21 protein-coding genes are annotated in these 19,622 nt (G+C 64.5%); 17 read left to right on the forward strand and 4 right to left on the reverse strand.

Annotation, left to right across the window (positions count from 1 at the left end):
- Nucleotides 1-96 precede the first annotated feature (96 nt).
- From ACWW36_RS04585 to ACWW36_RS04665, 17 genes are all read left to right on the forward strand, one after another.
- A complete protein-coding gene (locus ACWW36_RS04585; protein WP_456140415.1) occupies nt 97-1,698 on the forward strand; it encodes a Vgb family protein in 1,602 nt (533 codons plus the stop codon).
- A complete protein-coding gene (locus tag ACWW36_RS04590) occupies nt 1,695-2,432 on the forward strand; it encodes a GntR family transcriptional regulator (RefSeq protein WP_456140416.1) in 738 nt (245 codons plus the stop codon). The genes ACWW36_RS04585 and ACWW36_RS04590 overlap by 4 nt, the downstream gene beginning before the upstream one ends.
- 8 nt (nt 2,433-2,440) lie before the next feature.
- Nucleotides 2,441-3,994, forward strand: a complete 1,554-nt coding sequence (locus ACWW36_RS04595; RefSeq protein WP_456140417.1) for an AMP-binding protein — start codon at nt 2,441-2,443, stop codon at nt 3,992-3,994.
- A 1-nt stretch (nt 3,995) separates the two neighbouring features.
- On the forward strand, nt 3,996-4,769 hold the full coding sequence (locus ACWW36_RS04600) for an SDR family NAD(P)-dependent oxidoreductase (RefSeq protein WP_456140418.1): 774 nt from the start codon (nt 3,996-3,998) through the stop codon (nt 4,767-4,769).
- On the forward strand, nt 4,766-6,238 hold the full coding sequence (locus tag ACWW36_RS04605) for an acyl-CoA synthetase (RefSeq protein ID WP_456140419.1): 1,473 nt from the start codon (nt 4,766-4,768) through the stop codon (nt 6,236-6,238). The genes ACWW36_RS04600 and ACWW36_RS04605 overlap by 4 nt, the downstream gene beginning before the upstream one ends.
- 18 nt (nt 6,239-6,256) lie before the next feature.
- The gene (locus ACWW36_RS04610) at nt 6,257-6,688 is read left to right on the forward strand and encodes a VOC family protein (RefSeq protein WP_456140420.1); all 432 of its coding nucleotides are present in this window, start codon (nt 6,257-6,259) and stop codon (nt 6,686-6,688) included.
- Nucleotides 6,688-7,350, forward strand: a complete 663-nt coding sequence (locus ACWW36_RS04615) for an NAD(P)H-binding protein (protein ID WP_456140421.1) — start codon at nt 6,688-6,690, stop codon at nt 7,348-7,350. Before ACWW36_RS04610 ends, ACWW36_RS04615 begins: the two co-directional genes overlap by 1 nt.
- 30 nt (nt 7,351-7,380) lie before the next feature.
- A complete protein-coding gene (locus ACWW36_RS04620) occupies nt 7,381-7,983 on the forward strand; it encodes a TetR/AcrR family transcriptional regulator (protein WP_456140422.1) in 603 nt (200 codons plus the stop codon).
- 110 nt (nt 7,984-8,093) lie between these two features.
- On the forward strand, nt 8,094-8,741 hold the full coding sequence (locus tag ACWW36_RS04625) for a hypothetical protein (RefSeq protein WP_456142363.1): 648 nt from the start codon (nt 8,094-8,096) through the stop codon (nt 8,739-8,741).
- A 58-nt stretch (nt 8,742-8,799) separates the two neighbouring features.
- Nucleotides 8,800-9,402, forward strand: a complete 603-nt coding sequence (locus ACWW36_RS04630) for a TetR family transcriptional regulator (protein ID WP_456140423.1) — start codon at nt 8,800-8,802, stop codon at nt 9,400-9,402.
- A gap of 143 nt (nt 9,403-9,545) precedes the next feature.
- Complete coding sequence (locus tag ACWW36_RS04635) at nt 9,546-11,078, forward strand: MorD protein (protein ID WP_456140424.1); 1,533 nt, start codon at nt 9,546-9,548, stop codon at nt 11,076-11,078.
- Nucleotides 11,075-11,875: an AAA family ATPase gene (locus ACWW36_RS04640; protein ID WP_456140425.1), complete on the forward strand. Its 801-nt coding sequence runs from the start codon at nt 11,075-11,077 to the stop codon at nt 11,873-11,875. The genes ACWW36_RS04635 and ACWW36_RS04640 overlap by 4 nt, the downstream gene beginning before the upstream one ends.
- Nucleotides 11,876-11,890: 15 nt before the next feature.
- Nucleotides 11,891-12,019, forward strand: coding sequence for a hypothetical protein (locus ACWW36_RS04645; RefSeq protein ID WP_255397307.1), 129 nt, complete (start codon nt 11,891-11,893; stop codon nt 12,017-12,019).
- An 80-nt stretch (nt 12,020-12,099) separates the two neighbouring features.
- Nucleotides 12,100-12,705: a hypothetical protein gene (locus tag ACWW36_RS04650; RefSeq protein ID WP_456142364.1), complete on the forward strand. Its 606-nt coding sequence runs from the start codon at nt 12,100-12,102 to the stop codon at nt 12,703-12,705.
- Nucleotides 12,706-12,724: 19 nt separating this feature from the next.
- Nucleotides 12,725-13,144, forward strand: coding sequence for a hypothetical protein (locus ACWW36_RS04655; RefSeq protein ID WP_456140426.1), 420 nt, complete (start codon nt 12,725-12,727; stop codon nt 13,142-13,144).
- The gene (locus ACWW36_RS04660) at nt 13,141-14,370 is read left to right on the forward strand and encodes a cytochrome P450 (protein ID WP_456140427.1); all 1,230 of its coding nucleotides are present in this window, start codon (nt 13,141-13,143) and stop codon (nt 14,368-14,370) included. Before ACWW36_RS04655 ends, ACWW36_RS04660 begins: the two co-directional genes overlap by 4 nt.
- Nucleotides 14,371-14,372: 2 nt before the next feature.
- Nucleotides 14,373-14,939 (forward strand): isomerase, encoded by a 567-nt coding sequence (locus ACWW36_RS04665; protein WP_456140428.1) that lies wholly within the window; start codon nt 14,373-14,375, stop codon nt 14,937-14,939.
- 89 nt (nt 14,940-15,028) lie between these two features.
- On the opposite strand, the gene ACWW36_RS04670 is transcribed toward ACWW36_RS04665, so the two are convergent.
- From ACWW36_RS04670 to ACWW36_RS04685, 4 genes are read right to left on the reverse strand one after another with little or no spacing between them, the layout of a single operon-like run.
- A complete protein-coding gene (locus ACWW36_RS04670; RefSeq protein ID WP_456140429.1) occupies nt 15,029-15,466 on the reverse strand; it encodes a type II toxin-antitoxin system Rv0910 family toxin in 438 nt (145 codons plus the stop codon).
- Between the two features lie 3 nt (nt 15,467-15,469).
- Nucleotides 15,470-15,649 (reverse strand): antitoxin, encoded by a 180-nt coding sequence (locus ACWW36_RS04675; RefSeq protein WP_456140430.1) that lies wholly within the window; start codon nt 15,647-15,649, stop codon nt 15,470-15,472.
- A 9-nt stretch (nt 15,650-15,658) separates the two neighbouring features.
- Nucleotides 15,659-18,040, reverse strand: coding sequence for a cation-translocating P-type ATPase (locus ACWW36_RS04680; RefSeq protein ID WP_456140431.1), 2,382 nt, complete (start codon nt 18,038-18,040; stop codon nt 15,659-15,661).
- Nucleotides 18,037-19,590 carry a serine hydrolase gene (locus tag ACWW36_RS04685; RefSeq protein ID WP_456140432.1) on the reverse strand — a complete coding sequence of 518 codons (1,554 nt, stop codon included), beginning with the start codon at nt 19,588-19,590 and terminating at the stop codon, nt 18,037-18,039. The genes ACWW36_RS04680 and ACWW36_RS04685 overlap by 4 nt, the downstream gene beginning before the upstream one ends.
- Nucleotides 19,591-19,622: the final 32 nt, after the last annotated feature.

Here is a 19,622-nt window from a genome sequence, read left to right on the forward strand (position 1 = left end):
ACACTATTCCGCAGGCATTATCGGCTCGTCAAGGCCGAGTACTCTGCAGCTGGAGCCTATTGTCTGGACTTAATCAGCTTGCTAACGTCCGAGATCATGACTGCCTCCGTGCTCCAGTCCCGGTACCCGGCCGCAAACCCGTCCGTCGCCGAGGGCTGGCGGCTGGAGCGGCTGACCGCAGCCAGTCGCCTGTTCGGCGCGAACGGGTTGCGGACCGGGCCCGACGGACGCGTCTACGTCGCGCAGGTGACCGGCAGCCAGATCAGCGCACTGGACCTGGCGACCGGACAGTTGGACACCGTGAGCCCCAAGGGCGGCGACATCATCGCGCCCGATGACGTCGCATTCGACCGGAGCGGAAATCTCTACGCGACCGAGGTGATGGACGGTCGAGTCAGTGTGCGCGACACCGCGGGGCACACCCGCGTGCTGCGCGACGACCTTCCCTGCGCGAACGGCATCACCGTGTATGCCGGCCGGTTGTTCATCGGCGAGTGTCGCGACGGCGGCCGGTTGATGGAGCTCGACCTCACCGGCGGCGCGCCGCGGATCCTCGCCGAGAACCTGCCGTCACCCAATGCGATGGAGGTCGGCCCCGACGGCCTGCTGTACTTCCCGCTGATGACCGCCAACGAGATCTGGCGCATCGATCCGAACGGTGGTGAGCCGCAACGTGTTGCGGGAGATCTCGGTGTGCCCGACTCGGTGAAGTTCGACGCAGAGGGCTGCATCGTGTCGACGCAGGTGGCCAGCGGGCAGGTGCTACGCATCGATCCGCGCTCGGGCTCGCAAACCGTTCTGGCGCAGCTCAATCCGGGACTGGACAACCTGACCTTCGTGGGCGACCGGTTGTTCGTCTCGAACTTCACCGGCGAAATCACCGAGATACTCGGCGGTGGTGAAACTCGTGCCGTGCTGGCGGGCGGGTTGAACTGGCCGCTGGATCTCGCGGTCGGCGACGACGGTGTCGTGTACGTCGCCGACGGCACCTACTTCTACGCCGTCGGTGACGACGGGACGCTGCGGACCGTGGGCATGCTGTTCTGGCCCGGATACCCCGGCTTCCTGCGCGGCCTTGCCGTCGCAGGCGCCGGCGAGTTCGTCGTCACGACCTCGGGCGGCCAAGTCAGCCGGTACCGGCCTGCCGCTGCCGAAAGTGAGGTGCTCGCAGACGGTTTCGACCAGTTGTACGGTGTCGCAATCGGCGCCGACCGGGTGGTGTTCGCGGAACTCGGCACGGGCCGGGTGCTGTCGGTTCGCTCGGGTGATGTCGACGTGCTCGCGTCCGGCCTGCACGACCCGGTGGGTGTGGCGATCGGCCCCGACGGTGCGCCGCTCGTCGCGGAGTCTGGCGCCGGTCGCGTCGCGCGGCTGACGTACACGGGCGCTGAGACCGTGGTCGACGGGCTGCAGCGCCCACAGGGCATCCTCGTCGCCGACGGCACCCTCTACATCGTCGACGCCGGAGCCAAGGAAGTGATCGCGGTCGATCTGGACACCAAGGCTCGCACCACGATCGCGTCGGGGCTGCCGGTGGGTCCCCCGCCAGGGGTGGAACCCAAGCCGCTCAAGGGCATGCCACCGTTCTCGGGCCCGCAGGGACCGTTCGCCGGCATCACGGTCGGGCGCGACGGCACACTCTACGTATCGGCCGACGGCGACGGCAGCGTACTGGCGTTGCGCAGGATTCAGACATGACGGTCAGCCCGGCCGACCACCGGTACCTTCAGGTCGCGCGCACGCTTCGGAAGGAGATCGTCGACGGCGTCTACCCGGTCGGTTCGCAGCTGCCGACCGAGCACGAGCTGTGTGAGCGGTTCGCGGTCAGCCGCTACACCGTTCGGGAGGCACTGCGGCGGCTGCGCGAGGACAACCTCGTCGCGTCGAGGCCGCGAGCCGGCACGCTCGTGGTGCCCAGGCCCGCGACGAATTCCTATGCACAGGACGTGATGTCGATCAACGACCTGCTGGCGTTCGCGTCCGGCGCGCAGTTCGAGATCGAATCTAACGCGATGGTGACGATCGACGATGATCTCGCCGCCCGCACCGGCCTGACGGTCGGCACAGAGTGGTTGGCCGTACGCGGCTACCGGCGAGCCGACGGCACCTCCGCACCCGTCTGCCGAACCGAGTACTACATCAACCGCGCGTTCGCCGCGGTGGGGCGGCTGCTGCACCGTCACTCCGGCGCGATCTTCCCATTGATCGAGGACTTGTTCGGCGTGAGCATTGTGGAGGTGCATCAGGAAATCTCTGCGATCGTCACGTCGGGTGAGCTGGCCGCGGGCCTCGGGGTCGACGCCGGTACTGCCGCGCTGGCGATGCAACGCACCTACAGAACGTCCGACGGTGAAGTTGCGCAGGTCACCGTCAACACGCATCCCGCGTCGCGATACCGGCATTCGATGACAATGCGCAGGGTCAAGGGCTAGGTCTGACCATGAGGGTCGACGAGCAGCGAGCGGCCGACGCCTACCGGCGTGGGCTATGGGTCCGCACCACGCTCGCCGACTCATTGCGCGACGCTGCGACGAGCACGCCGGAACGAATCCTGCTGGTGGACGGTGACGTTCGGCTCGACTGCCAGAACCTTCATCAGCAAGCGACCGTGCTGGCACACACCCTGCTGGCACGGATGCCCGCCGGAAGCGTGGTGTCCTTCATGCTGCCGAATTGGCATGAGGCCGCCGTCATCTACCTCGGCGCGACGCTGGCGGGCATGGTGGTCAATCCCATCCTGCCGTCGCTGCGCGACCATGAGCTGCAATTCATCTTGTCCGATGCCGACAGCCGGATGATCTTCGTGCCGTCGGTCTTCGGCAAGCACGACTATGTCGCGATGATGGATCGGGTCACTACCGCGACGGCGTCACCGCCGGAGGTCGTGGTTCTGCGCGGTCCGGCGGGCCGCCATACGCCATACCCGGCGCTGTTCACCGAACCGGGTTCAGCCGGCCTGCCGGTGCTCGACCCCGACTCTGTGCGGATGATTCTGTACACGTCGGGAACCACGGGACGGCCGAAAGGTGTGTTGCATACCCATAACTCGATCCACGCGCTGATCCGTCAGCTCGGAGAGCACTGGCTCGTGTCTCCCGGCGACAAGTTCCTGGTGCCGTCGCCAATCGCACACATCGGCGGCTCGATCTACGCGTTCGAGTGCCCGCTGCTGCTAGGCACCACGGCGGTCCTGATGGAACGCTGGGACGCCGACGCCGTCGCACTGATGCAGGCCGAGCGATGCACACACATGGCCGGCGCCACACCGTTTCTGACTGGTCTCCTGGCGGCGGCAGGGCAGGCAGGCACACGGTTGCCCGACCTGAAAGTGTTCATCTGCGGCGGCGCATCGGTACCGCCGTCGCTGATCCGCCAAGCCGCTGAGTATTTCGAGCAAGCCGCGGTGACACGGGTATACGGCTCGACCGAGGTTCCCGTCACGACCGTGGGGGCACTGGACGACGTCGACCACGCGGCGGACACCGATGGCCGCGCGGGCATCGCTGAGATCGCGCTGGTCAACGGGGAGATACGGGCGCGCGGCCCGCAGATGCTGGTCGGGTACCTGCATCCGGAGGACGAACGCGAATCGTTCGATGCCGAAGGCTATTTCCGCACAGGCGACCTCGGGCAGTGGGTGGACCGTCAGTATCTCGTCGTGACGGGCCGGGCCAAGGACATCATCATCCGCAACGGCGAGAACATCTCCCCGAAAGAGGTCGAGGACATTCTCGTCGGCAACCTCGGCATCGCGGAGATCGCGATCGTGGGGTTGCCCGACGAACGCACAGGCGAGCGCGCATGCGCCGTTCTTGTCGTGGCCGGCCAGCCCGCCCCTGACGTCGATGCGCTACGCGAAGTGTTGCAGGCACACGGCGTGGCCAAGTTCAAGGTCCCCGAGCAGGTGGTGGTGTGGGATGCCTTGCCGAAGAACGACGCCGGAAAGGTTTTGAAGCATCAGATCCGGGCGGCGCTGACGAAAGTGGATGTGTGAGATGCAAATAGCGGTCGTGACGGGCGCAAGCAGCGGCATCGGTTTCGGATGCGCGACGAAGCTCGCACAGATGGGGATGGCGGTCGTCGGCACGGGCCGCGACGAAGCCAGACTGTCCGAGCTGGAGAAGGCCATCGACGACCCAGACCGCGTCGCAACGGTCGCCGTCGATCTGACCGCGGACGATGCCCCCCAACGCATCGTCGACACCGCGGTCCAGCGATGGGGCCGCATCGACTTCCTGATCAACAACGCCGGCGTCGGAAGCCCCAAGCCTCTGCACGAGACCGACGACGAAAGCCTCGACTATTTCCTGGGTTTGATGCTGCGCGCGCCCTTCCGGTTGGCGCGTGACGTGCTGCCGCATATGCAGTCGGGCTCGGCGATCATCAATGTGACGTCGACGTTCGCGGTGGTCGGTGGACTACGCGGCGGCGCATATTCCGCGGCCAAGGGCGGCCTGACCGCGCTGACGACGCATATCGCCTGCCAGTACGGACCGCAGGGAATCCGTTGCAACGCAGTGGCGCCCGGCGTGACTGTCACCCCGATGGTGGCTACCCGCCTCGAGGACGAGCGGTTCCGCAAGATCAACACCGAGATGACGCCGTATCCGCGGCTGGGCACGGTCGACGACATCGCAAGCACAGTGGCGTTCCTGTGCTCCGACAGTGCCAGCTTCATCAACGGCCAGACGATCGTCGTCGACGGCGGCTGGAGTTCGACCAAGTACCTGTCGGACTTCGCGCTCACATCGGAGTGGGTTACCCGTTGAACCTGTTCTCCCTGCTCGACCAGGCCGCCCGCCGTTTCGGCAATCGCGGTGCGCTGTATCTCGGTGAACGCCAACGCAATACATGGACCGAACTGCGGGACAGGGTCTTGCGGCTGGCCTCCTCGATCAGTGCGCTAGGCCCGCCCGCCGCGCGCATCGCCGTCGCGAGCGAGAACTGTCCGGAGATCGTCGAGCTGATGTTCGCGATCTGGGCTGCCGAGGCGGTGTTCGTCCCGATCAACTACAAGCTGCATCCGCGTGAGATGGAGCAGATCCTCGACGACGCCGGTGTGACGCAAGTATTTGCCTCGACGAAGATCGCGGCGCGGCTCGAGCCGCTGACCCAGGTGCCGATCGAGGCCATCGGTTCGGATGTCTACGAAAGCCGTGTCGGCGCAACGGCGTTGACGCCGCCGGCGAACACCGACCCCGCGACGTTGGCGTGGCTGTTCTACACCAGCGGAACGACTGGCCGTTCGAAGGGCGCGATGCTGTCGCACCGCAACCTGATGGCGATGACCGTCTCTCATCTCGCGGATTTCGATGCGCCCGACGAGAATTGCAGCCTCATCCATGGCGCACCCATGTCTCATGGCTCGGGCCTGTACGTCCCACCGTATGTGCTCCGCGGCGCCAGGCAGGTGGTGCCGGCGTCGGGCGGGTTCGAGCCCGACGAGTTCCTCGACCTCTGCGAATACCACCCCGGCTGCAGCGCGTTCCTCGCCCCGACAATGGTGCAGCGTCTGGTGCAGACCGGGCGGCAGCGCCCTCGCAACCTCAAGACGGTGGTGTACGGCGGCGGCCCGATGTACGTCGACAGCTTGAAGAAGGCGATGGCGGCGTTCGGGCCGATCTTCGTCCAGCTCTACGGCCAGGGTGAAGCACCGATGACCATCACCGGTCTCCGCCGAGCCGACCACGTCGACGCGGACGATGCCGTTCTGGGATCCGTGGGATACGCGAGGTCCGGCGTCGATGTGGCGGTGCGACGCGACGACGGCACACCGGCCGCGATCGACGAGATCGGTGAAATCGTCTGCAGGGGCGACGTCGTGATGTCTGGCTATTGGAAGAACCCCAGCGCCACCGCGGCGACGTTGAAGGACGGCTGGTTGCACACCGGCGACATGGGCTCGTTCGACGCCGGGGGGTACCTGACGCTGCGAGATCGCTCCAAGGACGTGGTGATCAGCGGCGGAAGCAACATCTACCCGCGCGAGGTGGAAGAGGTGCTGATCGAGCATCCCGGCGTTTCTGAGGCGTGCGTGGTGGGCGCGCCCGACGAGGAATGGGGCGAGGTCGTCGTCGCGTTCATCGTCGGCACGGCGTCGGCGGCGGAGCTCGACGCTCACTTGCTGGACCGCATCGCGCGCTTCAAGCGGCCCAAACGCTACGAGTTCATCGACGACGTGCCGAAGAACAGCTACGGCAAGGTGCTCAAACGGGAACTGCGCGCTCGCCTGCAATGACGTCCGTAGCATTGCGACATGAGCGTTCTCGACTCTCCGATTCCGCGTTTCCATCTGGCCATGCCCGTCGACAACCTCACCGCCGCTCGGCAGTTTTACGGGGAGGTGCTCGGCCTACAACAGGGGCGCAGCGCCGAGACGTGGATCGACTGGAACCTTCACGGCCATCAGATCGTCACCCATCTGGCACCCAGTGGCGCCCAGTCGATCCACAACCCGGTCGACGGGCACGACGTGCCTGTCCCCCACTTCGGGCTGATCCTGACGATTCCCGAGTTCCACAAGCTCGCCGATAGGCTCCGGGCGGCGGATGTCGGCTTCGTCATCGAGCCGTACGTACGCTTCGAGGGCGAGGTCGGAGAGCAGTGGACGATGTTCCTGCTCGACCCTGCGGGAAACGCCTTGGAGTTCAAGGCGTTTGCCGATGACTCACAGGTATTCGCGGCCTGATGCGCGTCGTCATCGCCGGCGGGCACGGCAAGATCGCCTTGATCCTCGAACGGCTACTTTCCGAGCGCGGCGATTCGGTCGCCGGCTTCATCCGCAATCCGGACCATGCGTCAGACCTGTCTGCGGCCGGTGCGGAGGCATTGGTCGTCGACCTGGAGAACGCCTCGGTCGACGAAGTCGCATCACACCTCGACGGCGCCGATGCCGTCGTCTTCGCCGCCGGCGCGGGCCCGGGCAGCGGAGCCGCGCGCAAACAGACCGTCGACCGCGACGCCGCAATCCTGCTGGCCGACGCCGCCGAAGCAGCGAAAGTCAGCCGCTACGTGATGGTTTCGTCGACAGGCGCCGACGCTAACGCCGTGGACGGCAAGGATCCGGTCTTCACCGTGTATTTGCGCGCGAAGGGTGCAGCCGACGACAACGTCCGCGGCCGCCCCGCACTCGATACGACGATTGTGCGGCCCGGCCACCTCACCAACGAACCGGGGACCGGCCTGGTCGAGATCGCGGATCAGACATTGCGGGGCAGTATCCCCCGCGAAGACGTAGCAGCTGTCTTGCTGGCTGTACTCGACGCCCCCGCCACCGCCGGTCACACGTTCGAGGTGATCTCCGGTGACACCCCGATCACCGACGCTGTCACCGCAACAACCCGCGGATGATCTCGGCGTAGTGCCGCTATCGTCAGAGCCATGGCAGTGGTGGACAAGCCGTCGGCACGCGAGGCCAAACGCCTGCAGACCCGCGAGCGGCTGATGGGAGCGGCGATCGCAGAGTTCAAACGGTCAGGCATGACCGACGCCGATGTCAGCGCGATCGTCACCGCCGCCGGAGTCGCCCACGGCACCTTCTTCTTCCACTTTCCGACCAAAGAACATGTGCTGCTGGAACTCGAACGCCGCGAAGAGGAGCGGATCGCCAAACAACTCGACCGCTACGTGAGCACCAAGCGCGGTGACCTCTCATCGACCTTGAACGAAGCGGTCCGTCTCGTGGTCGGCCTGGAGCGTCGCCTCGGCGCCGTGCTTTTCAAGGACTTTCTCGCACTACACTTTTCGCAGACACGGCCCACCGACGAAAGCAAGGAACACCCCGTCATCGTCACGGTTGCGCAGGAAATCGAGCGTGCCCAACAACACGGTGACGTCGCCGCAGACGTAAACCCCATGAACAGCGCGGTGTTCTTTCTGCTGGGTCTCTATGCGCTCTTGACCACCACGCACGACTGGCCGACTCAGGGCGCGATGCTCGACGATTACGTAGCCAGGACGCTGCGAGGTATTGAAGCCGGCTAGTTGATTGACTATAGTCAGTTTCCTCCAGCGCACGCATTGCAGCTGGTCGGTTGGAGGAGCTCTTGAACCTGCCCACAGTGAACGTCACCGGCAGCGGGCTGGACGAACACATGGAGCGGTCGCGGCTTGCGCAGCGGCAGGCCGACAAGTGGCTGATTTCAGGCAGCCTGCTGATCGGCACCGCAGCGCTGGGCGTGTTCGGGCTTCCACTGTTCCTTCGGGGAGTCTGGTTGCTGCGCAAGGCGCAGCGCGACGGCCTGACGGTCCGGCCGATGCTGGTCACACTGCTCGGCTATCTGGTCATCATCGACGCCGCAATCAACACCGTCGGGTGGGCACTCGACCTGGTGGCCAACCACACCCTGCTTGCCCGAGTCTTGTTGAACGGCTGGGGAAATATGTTCGACGCCGGCTACTTCTGGCACTACAACGAACTCTGGCTCGGCGGCGCGGCCGGTCCTGGCGAAAAGGCGTTGGAAGTCGGGTTGATCCTCACTGTCTTCACCATGCGCATCGCGGCGGCGATCGGCTTCCTCCAGATGAAGCGGTGGGGCCATCAGTGGATGCTCATCACCTGCTGGATGGGCGTGCTGATCTGGTGCGTCTACGTGTTCAACATGACGATGTTCGCCGACGTGCGCTTCGCCGGCGTGGTGCTGCCGGTCGTCGGATGGTGGCTCTACGACATCTTCTACATCACGCCGTTTCTCGCCATTCCCTACCTGCACACCGTCAACAGGGAGATCTTCTCCGACTGACTTTCGATGACTCGACTCATTGACTTAAGTCAGTAACTGCTGCTAGAAATAGCAGACCATGACGCCACAGGTCAGGCCGTCGGCGCGCGAAGCACGCCGGCTACAGACGCGGGAGCGCATCCTCGGTGCGGCCGTCGCCGAGTTCAAGCGCTCTGGCATGGCGGGCGCCGATGTAAACGCGATCGTGACCGCTGCAGGCGTGGCGCACGGGACCTTCTTCTTCCACTTTCCGAGTAAGGAACATGTGCTCCTGGAGTTGGAGTGTCGCGAAGAGGCGCGCATCGCAGGAGAATTCGCCCACTTCCTAGAAACCGAACACGACCTGGTCGCCGCGTTGACGGAGGTCGTCCGCCTGGTGACCGGCCTCGAGCACCGCTTCGGGCCTGTGCTTTTCAAAGAACTTCTGGCATTGCACTTCTCACCGTCGCGGCCACACCAGGACGAGTGGACCGACCATCCGGTGATCGTCCTCCTCGTACGGGAGATCGAGCGGGCGCGAGGCGACGGTGAAGTACATCCCGAAATGGACGCCTTCTACAGCGCGACATTCTTCCTTCTCGGCATCTACGGCGTGCTGACCACGACGGGCAATACCGAAACCCGCGACACGATGCTGGCCAAGTTGGTCGCCACGGCCGTGCGCGGCCTGGAAATCCGATGACACACAACCCATTCGACAAGGAGGTCTGGAAGTGGATTGGATCTGGGAGATACTTCGCTACGTCGCGGCTTGGGGCGGCACCGGCCTGATCATCTGGTTCTGGTACTGGATGTTCTCCAACATCGGCACATTCTGAGCGGCGAATGTCTGAACTCTCCGGTGCGCACGCCATGGCGATCGAACGCAGTTGCGCCGTGACCGCTGTCGCCTTGAGCGGAAAGGGGCGCGAAGGCGTGCGCCTGGTGACCGGCGAGCGCCGGGAGTTCAGCTTGAACTCGACGCTGGACTTCGTGCACGTCCCCTATCCGCCGCTTGGGCACGGCTGGACGCGTCGGACGTTGACATGCGGCGTCGCCTTCCAATGCTCACCGTCAAAGGACCGGCTCATCGAGTACCGGTTGAACGAGTTGTCGGCACGTGAACTCCGCGCACTCACGCTCGTCGAAGCCGGCGTAGCCCTCGGATGGCTCGCGTCGACGTGGCCCGGGCTGCTGGCCGAGGTGCGGCGGGTGTTACCACATCTCGATATGGCGCAGGGCGACATGGACGCCAAGGAAATGCTCAACCGTGCCGTCGCACTGGCGGGCACTGGACGATCCCTGGACGTTCATCCCCTGCTCGGCAGATTGCCGTTGGCATACACGGCCCCGCAGGGGCTGTCCGACAAGCTACGACGCAGCTTCGGCAGGATGCCTTGGACCACAACGCAAAAGCGGCTTCCTCGGCCATACTCCGTGCCCGTCGGTGGCGACGGTGGCGTCCGTAACCCCAACCTGCCACCACCGAGCCGCCCGCAAGACAACGATCTCGACCTCACGCCGGAGCACCGGCCCGGCATTCCGTATCCGGAGTGGAACGCGTGGACGAAGAGCTTCTTGCCCGACCACGTCGCGGTTCTCGAGCGAGCACACACCACTGGCACACACCAGCCGGCACCGGTCTCTGCCGATCTCCGGAAATGGTTCTCCGAGCACACCCATCGCGCCATAAAGGGCCGGCTCGAAGACGGTTCGGATCTGGACGTCGAGCAGTACGTCACCCACTACATCGACCTGACGACCGGCGAGGCGATCGAGCCACGCATCTTCCGTGAACTGCTGCCCAGCAGCCGCGACGTCACCACCGCACTGCTCCTCGACGGCAGTTCGTCGTTGGGCGTTCACGGCGGCAGGATATTCAAACTCGAACTGGCTTGTGCCGATGCACTTTCGCGCGCGATGACGCTGGCCCGTGAACGACACGCAATCTTCGTGTTCACCGGCAACACCCGGCACCGGGTCGAGGTGACCTGCCTCAAGGACTTCGCGGATCGCCGGTTCGTGCCACCGAGCCGCCTCGGTTTGGCCACCGCCGGATACACGCGGCTCGGTGCACCGCTGCGCCACATGACAAGTCGACTTCTGGCGCAGCCGTCGGAGCGGCGTCTGCTCATCGTGATCGGCGACGGGCTGATCTCCGACGAAGGTTACGAGGGTCGGTACGCCTGGGCCGACGCCGCCCACGCGGTCGAGGAGGCCAACGACGCCGGCGTCTCGATGTACTACGTCGGCGTCGGGCCGACTCGCGTCGACCCACTGCCCGAAGTGTTCGGACCTCGCCGGTCCCAACGCATCCGGCGCGTGGAAGAACTTCCGCGCGTGTTGGCCCACGTACATCGGGAGCTGGTGACCGCATGACCGATACCTATTACTCGAACGGCAACGAAGTCCAGTTGTTCGAACAGGCTTATCATCAGCGACTGCCCGTGATGCTCACAGGCCCGACGGGGTGCGGCAAGACCCGCCTGGTCGAGCACATGGGTCTGCTCCTGCGACGGCCCGTGGTCACGATCAGCTGTCATGACGATCTCACCAGTTCCGACCTCGTCGGCCGGTTCATGGTCACTGGCGGTGACGTGGTGTGGACTGACGGGCCGCTCACCCGAGCGGTCAAGGCCGGCGCGATTTGTTATCTGGACGAGGTCGTGGAGGCACGCCACGATTCGTTGGCCATCCTGCATTCGCTGACAGACCATCGCCGTGCGCTGTACCTGGACCGCGCGGGCGAGGTCGTCCACGCGCCAGAGACATTCATGCTCGTGTGTTCCTACAACCCCGCCTACCGCAGCTCGCTGAAGGAGCTCAAACCGTCGTTCCGTCAACGCTTCGTCACACTTCCGATGAGGTACCTGCCACCCGACCGCGAGGCCGACGTGATCGTCGCCGAAGCACGCATCGAGCGGCCGACTGCAAAGCGACTTGTCCAGTGCGCCAACGCCATCCGAACTGCCGACGAGGCGTTCCACTTCGAGCCGCCCTCGACCCGCGTCTTGGTGACAGCGGCGCAGCTGATCGCCGCCGGTGCAAGCGAACTGGATGCGGCGCAGGCCTGCATCCTCGCACCGCTGTCCACCGACGGTGCAATCACCGACGGCTTACGTGAAGTGGCGGTGGCCAGCCTGGCCGCCGCCGACAGCTCGAGCGCGCCACGCTAGGAAGGAGTTCTCGATATGGATCAAAAGGAGCGCAAGCGCAAGAGGGCGCTCATCGTCCTGCAAATCGTCATCTACGGCTACCTGCTGACGATGTTCGGAATCCAGCTCTACATGTCCTTCGCCCGCGGCTGGTGGGACTTGTGACCACTACCGACCACGGCTCCGTCAGCCTCGAGGACCACCACGACGAGTCGCGGCTGGCTCAGCGCCGGGCTGACAAGTGGATGATCGCCGGCGCCGCACTGATGGGCATGTGGGCGCCCGGTCTCCTCGGCTTTCCCATCTTCATGCGCGGCGTGTGGTTACAGCGCCAAGCCTTGCGGGCAGGCCTGTCGGTTAGGCCGATGATCGTCACTCTCATCGGCTATCTGGTCTTGATCGACGGAATGCTCAACAGCCTGGGCTGGGCCCTGGATCTGGTCGCCAACCACACGTTGATCAACCGGGTGCTGATGGTCGGCTGGGGCAACATGTTCGACGCCGGCTACTTCTGGCACTACAACGAGCTGTGGGTCGGCGGCGCCGCAGGCCCGGGCGAGAAGGCCTACGTCGCGGGCTTGATCTTCACGGTGTTCTCGATGCGCGTAGCCGCCGCCATCGGATTTCTCCAGATGAAGCGGTGGGGGCATCAGTGGATGATCGTCACCTGCTGGATGGGCATCGTGATCTGGTCGGCATACGTGTTCAACATGACGATGTTCGCCGATGTGCGTTACGCAGGGGTCGTGTTCCCCGTGATCGGCTGGTGGCTCTACGACATCTTCTACATCACCCCATTCCTGGCGATTCCGTATCTGCACACGGTGAACCGCGAAATCTTCTCGGACTGAACAGGTTTAAGGAGCGACTGTGACAACACCCGCCGACGAAAAGGCACCGGCCGAAGATCTGCCGCCGGGCACCACGCCGTACTACGCCAACATGCACAAGTGGATCAAACGTGCCGTACTGGTGTGCCTGGTCGCCCTGGTCATCGAAGGGGCGTTCACGTTGCCGTTCATGGCGATCTACTACGGCTACCCGACGTTGAGCCTCACCCAGATCTGCAGCGAATTACTCAAGATCCGTTACTCCGACGACACGTTGGAGTGCAAGTACCCCTATCCGCCGTTCGGGCCGCCCGAGGGCGCCGAAGGCAAGGACACCGCCCAGGACCAATGGGGCATTCAGCCGGTCCCGAAGTACCACCGCCTCGGGTTCCGCGAACTGGTGCGCATCCACGAAGAACGTGAGGCGCGTCAAGCGGCCCAACAGAAAGGTGCTTCGTGACGAAGTCGCTCGAGGAACATGCGCAAAACTGGGATCTTCGCCACGACGATTTCAGAGACAACGATTTTCTGTATGACGTCTATGAGGTGATGCGGCGGAATGCGCCGTTCGCGCATACCGACACACCGTTTCTCAGTGCCACGCCCGGCGGCGCATGGGTCGCGACCCGATATGAAGAGTGCTACAAGATCCTGCAGGACTGGGAGCACTTCTCCAGCAACCCGACACCCGAAGGGGCCGAGCAGCTCGCCGGCGACCTTGTCATTACGCTGGACCCTCCGCGACAGCAGAAATTCCGCAAGGTCCTCAACCCATACTTCTCACCGGCGCGAATGAAGGCGTTGCAGCCGCAGATCCGTGCCGAGACCGATGAACTGATCGACACGTTCATCGAACAGGGGGCCGGCGACCTCGCGCAGGTGGCATGGCGACAGCCTGGCATCGTCTTTTTCAAATACCTCCTGGGTATGCCGATCGACGATGTGCCGTTGTGTATCGAATTGACCGATACTGCGTTGAACGGCGACACCGACGAAGCCCGGATGGCCGCCTGGGGTGGACTGTTTCAGCACCTTCACGATGCGGTGACCGCACGCACCACCCAGCCGCCGCGTGACGACATGATCGACGTCCTACTGAACGCCGAGATCGACGGCGAGAAGCTGCCGTTCCAAGACGTCGTCGCCAATGCGATGCTGTTGGTCCAGGCCGGTCTCGAGACGACGGCAAGCGCAATGTCGTTCGCTTTCCACTATCTCGGAACGCATCCCGCGGAACGCGACCGGCTCATCGGCGAACCCGAGATCCTGCCCAGGGCCGTTGAAGAATTCATTCGCTTCGCAGGATCGATTCACGGCATCCCTCGAACCGTCGCCAAGGACGTCGAGCTGAGCGGGCACACCTTCTGCCCCGGTGAATCGGTCATCGTCAACTACGCCTCCGCGAACCGTGACCCCCACGAGTTCACTGACCCAGATCGCTGCGTCCTCGATCGAAAAGCGAATCGCCATCTCGGATTCGGGGCGGGCGTACACCGCTGCCTCGGCTCCAACCTCGCGCGCCTGGAGTTCCACATCGGTGTCGAGCAGGTTCTCTCGCGACTGCCCGACTTCGCTATGGCACCCGATGCCCAAGCCGCGTTTCACGGAAACTCTGTCACACGCGGATACCGCGAGATTCCAGTGGTATTCACCGCGGGCAAGCGATCAACCTGTGGTTACCTCTAACGATGCCGTACAAGATCGACCCGCACGTCCTGCACAAGGTCGCCAAGCAGGTCGTCGGTCTATCCCTTGAAGGCGGCGAGCTCATAACGCACGCCACCGAGTTGCTCTCCGACGAATATCCCGACCTTATCGATCCGAGGCCGGGGAGATGGGTGGGCAGCAAGGCGGGCGGCATCCTGGGGAAGGTCCGCTTCCTCTACTTCAGCCCGCGCGAGTACATCGTCATATTCGGGTCTCCCACTGGCACACAAGGCTTTTCGGGACGCTACAAACACGTCGAGATCCACAAGTTCCTGATCGCCGGCCAGATCGACTCGTATGACTTGGAGTCCGATGAATTGCTGCCGATGACGCTGCGTCCAGGCGAACACACCTGCCTCGAGAAGGGCCGCGCAAGAGGCCTCACCATTCACCCTGGCTCGTGGCACATCGAGTACGGCCGGGGAGCCGTCGCGACTACGTTGCCGTTCGCGATGGTGGATACGTTGTTGGTGTCACTGGAATTCGAGTCGGTCCGCCGCTCGACAGTCGAGTTCACGAAGTTGGTGACGAGGCGATTTCGCCGCTGAGGCTCAAGCGCGAGCAGACGCAAAAGTCCCGATTTTCACGGCGTGTCGGGTACTTTTGCGTCTGCTCGCGCTGGCCCAACTCGCGCTGATTAGGCCGGGGCGAAGACCGACTTGAAGCGGTTCAGCGACTCCCTGATGTCGCCCTTGAGCGCACCGGCGACGACCATGCCGATCGGGCCGAACAATGCGGGCCCACCGAGGTGCACGTCGAACGTGACCGTCGCCCCTTCAGCGGCGGGCTTGACCTTCCCGATCAGCTTGACCTTGACGCCGCCCTTCCCGTCGCCGTTGAGCGTCATCGCCTCCGGCGGGTTGTAGTGGACGATGGTCCATCTGACCCGGTTGGGCATGCCCTTGACCTCGACGATGGACTCGATGACCGTGCCCTTCTCGAGGGTCTCGGGCAGCTTGCTACGCCAGACCCGGTGAATGCTCAGCCATTCCTTGTACCGGGACAGGTCTGAGGCGCACTCCCACGCCTCCTCCGGCGGCAGCGGAACGTCGACGGAGACGGAAAGTTTGGCCATCGGTCAGTTTTGCGGAGGCGTCTTGTCCACGGCCTTCTTGGCGGCGTCCTGCACCTTGTCGACTTGCTGGGTGTACTTGCCCTGCGTCTTCTGGTCGACGATGTCGCCGGCCTTGTCGATCGCGCTGTCGACCGCGCCCTTGTTCTTCGAGGCCAGGTCTTTCAGTTTGTCCAGAAATCCCATGGCCTTACCCTACAACTGCCTCCAGAGACGTCGCCGTTCTCCGAGAATCCGTCCCTGCACCCACCAGATCACCTCGATAATCGCCGCTCCGGCCAGGCCGATGCCCAGCGCTATCGACGTCATCGCCACGTTCGAGGTGTCCAGCATGAACGTTTTCTGCGCCACCGGTATCGCAAAGATCACGACGTAAGCAAGGCCGGACATCGCGACCAACGCGACCCGCCACCACTGGTACGGCCGTGCCACGACGGCGAGCACCCAGATCGCGGTCACGAGCAACGTGATCAGCGCCGCCGTTGACGCCTGCGTCTGTTCTGCCGCGCTGGCCTCGCGGCCCTGGTAAGCGGCCAGGTATGAGATGAACGTGGCGGTGCCGACCACGAGCCCCGACGGCAGTGCCGATGTCATCACCCGCCGCACGAAACCGGGCTGAGCCCGCTCGTTGTTGGGCGCCAGCGACAAGATGAATGCCGGGATGCCGATGGTGAACCACGCTGCGATCGTGACGTGGATCGGCTGGAACGGAAACAGCAGCGGATTCGTGTGGAAGAGCTTGGACGCCAGGCCCGCAAGCCCCACCAGGATCGCCAGCAGCACCGAGTACACGGTTTTGGTGAGGAACAGGTTGGAGACTCGTTCGATGTTGCCGATCACCCGGCGCCCCTCGCCGACAACGTACGGCAGGGTGGCGAATTTGTTGTCCAGCAACACAATCTGAGCCACCGCGCGTGACGCCGAACTGCCCGAGCCCATCGCCACCCCGATGTCGGCGTCCTTCAGCGCCAGCACGTCGTTGACACCGTCGCCGGTCATCGCCACGGTGTGCCCGCGGGATTGCAGCGCATGCACCATGGCGCGCTTCTGATCGGGCCGCACCCGGCCGAACGTCGTGTACTCGTCGAGGGTGGCAGCCAACTGTTCTTGGTCGTCTGGCAGCTGCCGAGCGTCCAATGTCTGGCCTTCCAGACCCAGCGTTCCCGCCACGGCGCCCACCGACACGGCGTTGTCGCCTGAAATCACCTTGACCGAGACGTTCTGCGCGGCAAAGTAATCCAGGGTGTCGCGCGCATCTGGCCGGATGCGCTGTTCGAGCACGACCAGCGCCACCGGGGTGACGGCGCCAGGTGCGTCGGGATCGTCGACAGGCAGATCGCTCGACCCGAGAAGCAGTACCCGCAGGCCCAACGCTCCGATCTGCTCGGCCTGTTGGGCGGCCGCCGATCCGGGTTCGAGCAGCACGTCCGGGGCGCCGATCACCCAGTTGCCGTGCTCACCGTAGGAGGCGCCGCTCCATTTCGTGGCCGACTTGAACGCCGCAACCGCTGTGGACGTCCATCCGGGTGGCATCTTGTACGCCTCGGCGATAGCCTGCATGCTCGCGTTCGGTCTCTCATCGTCGGCGGCGAGCTGCGCGAGGATGTCACCGACGGCGCCCTCGTCGAGCCGCTTGAGATCCGAGACGCGCATACCGTTTTCGGTCAGCGTGCCGGTCTTGTCGGCGCACACCACGTCGACGCGGGCGAGTCCCTCGATGGCAGGCAGCTCGTTGACCAGACACTGCCGCCGCCCGAGGCGGATGACGCCGACGGCGAACGCGAGCGACGTCATCAGCACCAGTCCCTCGGGCACCATCGGCACCAGCGCACCGACCATCGCAAGCACGGCGCGGCGCCATCCGACGTCGGTGGTGAACAGCTGCGTGTAGATGGTCAGCAGACCGGCGGGGATCAGCAGGTAGGTGATGAATTGCAGGATCTTGTTGATGCCGCTGCGCAATTCGGACTTCACCAGCGTGTACTTGCTGGCTTCCTCGGCGAGCTTGGCGGCGTAGGCGTCGCGGCCGACCTTGGTGGCGCGGTAAGCGCCGCTGCCCGCGACCACGAAGCTGCCCGACATCACGGCGTCGCCCGCGTCCTTGTCGATCGAGTCGGCCTCGCCCGTCAACAGTGACTCGTCGACCTCGAGATTGCTTTCCTCGACGACCTCACCGTCGACGACGATCTGATCACCGGGGCCGAGTTCGATGATGTCGTCGAGAACCACCTCGGCGGGCGATCGCGGCTTTGTCCCGGATTGCCTGCGCACCAAGGGTTTCGCCTGCCCGACGATGGCCAGCTTGTCCAGCGTCTGCTTGGCGCGCAGCTCCTGGACGATGCCGATCGCACTGTTGGCGATGATCAGTATGCCGAACGCGCCGTTGATGATCGAGCCCGTGGACAACACGATCACCAGCAACACACCGAGGATGGCGTTGATGCGGGTGAACACGTTCGCGCGGACGATCTCGGATACGCTGCGTGCCGCGCGGGTCGGAACGTCGTTGGTCTTGCCTTCGGCTACCCGTTGGGCGACTTCGGTATCGGAGAGTCCGGACGTGACGAGCGTGGTCATCGAGTGAATGTCCCTTTGCCGAAGGTGTCGTAGTACTCCAGCGTGAGTTTGTCGCCATCGAATGTCGCCTTCGAAATCGTTCCAGGAGGCGCATTTTCGGTGACGAAGCTGAACGTGAAGGTGTTGCCGTCCCAATGGGTGAGCGGGACGGTGAGCTTAGGGCCTAACGCCAGCTGCAGCGTCGCATCCTTCTCGGTGATCCGGGCGGGGCCCCAGTAGTCGTTGTTGTAGGTGCCGACGTAGGACGCCAGCGGCGCGGCGGGCGCCGGAGCGGGCGGTGGCTTTTGGCCCACAAGCGAACCCGTCGGCTGTTCCATCTTCGTGAAGACGTCGCTGTAGAGCTTGTACCAATCCTCGTGCACGTCACCGAACTGGACGAGGTCGGTGAATTCGGCCGTAAGCGTTTCCGGCACGCCAGACGGTGTCGCGTTGGTCAGCACGACAATCGCCACGTCCGCCGACGGCAGGATGACGAAATTGGTTCCGGCGCCCAATTCGAACGCCCCGGAGTGACTAAGTTCCATCCGCGCCGCCGACGTCGGGGCCACGTTGAAGCCGTAGCCGTAGAAGCCCGAGCGCATCGCAGGCTCGGTGGCCCGACTCGACACGATCTGCGGCGTGACGGCAGGCAACAGCGCGTTCGAGTCGACGATCTGCTTGCCGTCGTGGCTGCCGTTCGCCAGCACCATTGCAAGCCAACGCGTCATGTCGTTCACCGAGGAACTGACCCCGCCCGCGGGAGCTTCGGGGTCGGGTTCGCGGACGTAGCGCGGTTCATAGCGGCCGTCGACGTGGATGTGTCCGACCGCGCGGTCCTTTCGGGTTTGGTAGTCGGCGAACCGGTAGCTCGTCGACGCCATGCCCAGCGGCTTGAAAATCACGTCGTCGGCGAGGTCTTCCCACGGCTTGCCCGCACTCACCGCGACCGCCTCCGCACCGGCCGTCAACCCGAAGTTGGTGTAGGCGTAGGAGATTCGGAACGGATCCAGCGGTAACTGCCGAAGGTGTTCGAGCACATAGCGCCGGTCATAACCGAGGTCTTCGAGCATGTCGCCGGCATGGTCGGGCAGGCCGGAGCGGTGTGCGAACATGTCGCCCACACTGACCATGTTCGTGACGACCGGGTCGGACAGCGCGAACCACGGCAGCTTGGAGGCGATCGGCGTGTCCCAGCCGATCGCGTTCACGCCGACCTGGTGCGCGACGACTGTCGCACTCAGCGGCTTGGACAACGATGCGAGCTGAAAAACGGTGTCCGGGTCGACCTTTTCGCCGCTGCGCACATCGCGCACCCCGAACCCCTTGGCGTACACGGTCTTTCCGCCGTGCACCACCGCGACCGCCATGCCGGGAATGCCCGACTTCTTCATCAGATCGTCGGCCATACCGTCGAGTTTGCGCACCGCGTTGTCGACGGCGTTCTCGGGCAGCGGCATCGCGGGAACCAGCGGTGGCGGGACGTCAGACTGCGGCGGCGCCGCCTGCTTGTCCGAGCTGCAGCCCGCGATCAGCAGCAATGCAACGACCGCGACCCGGGCCAGTGTGCTCATGACGTGCACCGTAACCCGCCCACTGCGCGGTT

It is taken from the genome of Mycobacterium sp. MMS18-G62, from assembly GCF_053877835.1.

Excerpts from the sequence above, each read along its gene's own strand:
- ACWW36_RS04585 (WP_456140415.1), top strand. The coding sequence starts at position 97 with ATGACTGCCTCCGTGCTCCAGTCCCGGTACCCGGCCGCAAACCCGTCC.
- ACWW36_RS04590 (WP_456140416.1), top strand. The coding sequence starts at position 1,695 with ATGACGGTCAGCCCGGCCGACCACCGGTACCTTCAGGTCGCGCGCACG.
- ACWW36_RS04595 (WP_456140417.1), top strand. The coding sequence starts at position 2,441 with ATGAGGGTCGACGAGCAGCGAGCGGCCGACGCCTACCGGCGTGGGCTA.
- ACWW36_RS04600 (WP_456140418.1), top strand. The coding sequence starts at position 3,996 with ATGCAAATAGCGGTCGTGACGGGCGCAAGCAGCGGCATCGGTTTCGGA.
- ACWW36_RS04610 (WP_456140420.1), top strand. The coding sequence starts at position 6,257 with ATGAGCGTTCTCGACTCTCCGATTCCGCGTTTCCATCTGGCCATGCCC.
- ACWW36_RS04615 (WP_456140421.1), top strand. The coding sequence starts at position 6,688 with ATGCGCGTCGTCATCGCCGGCGGGCACGGCAAGATCGCCTTGATCCTC.
- ACWW36_RS04620 (WP_456140422.1), top strand. The coding sequence starts at position 7,381 with ATGGCAGTGGTGGACAAGCCGTCGGCACGCGAGGCCAAACGCCTGCAG.
- ACWW36_RS04625 (WP_456142363.1), top strand. The coding sequence starts at position 8,094 with ATGGAGCGGTCGCGGCTTGCGCAGCGGCAGGCCGACAAGTGGCTGATT.
- ACWW36_RS04630 (WP_456140423.1), top strand. The coding sequence starts at position 8,800 with ATGACGCCACAGGTCAGGCCGTCGGCGCGCGAAGCACGCCGGCTACAG.
- ACWW36_RS04635 (WP_456140424.1), top strand. The coding sequence starts at position 9,546 with ATGTCTGAACTCTCCGGTGCGCACGCCATGGCGATCGAACGCAGTTGC.
- ACWW36_RS04640 (WP_456140425.1), top strand. The coding sequence starts at position 11,075 with ATGACCGATACCTATTACTCGAACGGCAACGAAGTCCAGTTGTTCGAA.
- ACWW36_RS04645 (WP_255397307.1), top strand. The coding sequence starts at position 11,891 with ATGGATCAAAAGGAGCGCAAGCGCAAGAGGGCGCTCATCGTCCTGCAA.
- ACWW36_RS04650 (WP_456142364.1), top strand. The coding sequence starts at position 12,100 with ATGATCGCCGGCGCCGCACTGATGGGCATGTGGGCGCCCGGTCTCCTC.
- ACWW36_RS04665 (WP_456140428.1), top strand. The coding sequence starts at position 14,373 with ATGCCGTACAAGATCGACCCGCACGTCCTGCACAAGGTCGCCAAGCAG.
- ACWW36_RS04670 (WP_456140429.1), bottom strand. The coding sequence starts at position 15,466 with ATGGCCAAACTTTCCGTCTCCGTCGACGTTCCGCTGCCGCCGGAGGAG.
- ACWW36_RS04675 (WP_456140430.1), bottom strand. The coding sequence starts at position 15,649 with ATGGGATTTCTGGACAAACTGAAAGACCTGGCCTCGAAGAACAAGGGC.
- ACWW36_RS04680 (WP_456140431.1), bottom strand. The coding sequence starts at position 18,040 with ATGACCACGCTCGTCACGTCCGGACTCTCCGATACCGAAGTCGCCCAA.
- ACWW36_RS04685 (WP_456140432.1), bottom strand. The coding sequence starts at position 19,590 with ATGAGCACACTGGCCCGGGTCGCGGTCGTTGCATTGCTGCTGATCGCG.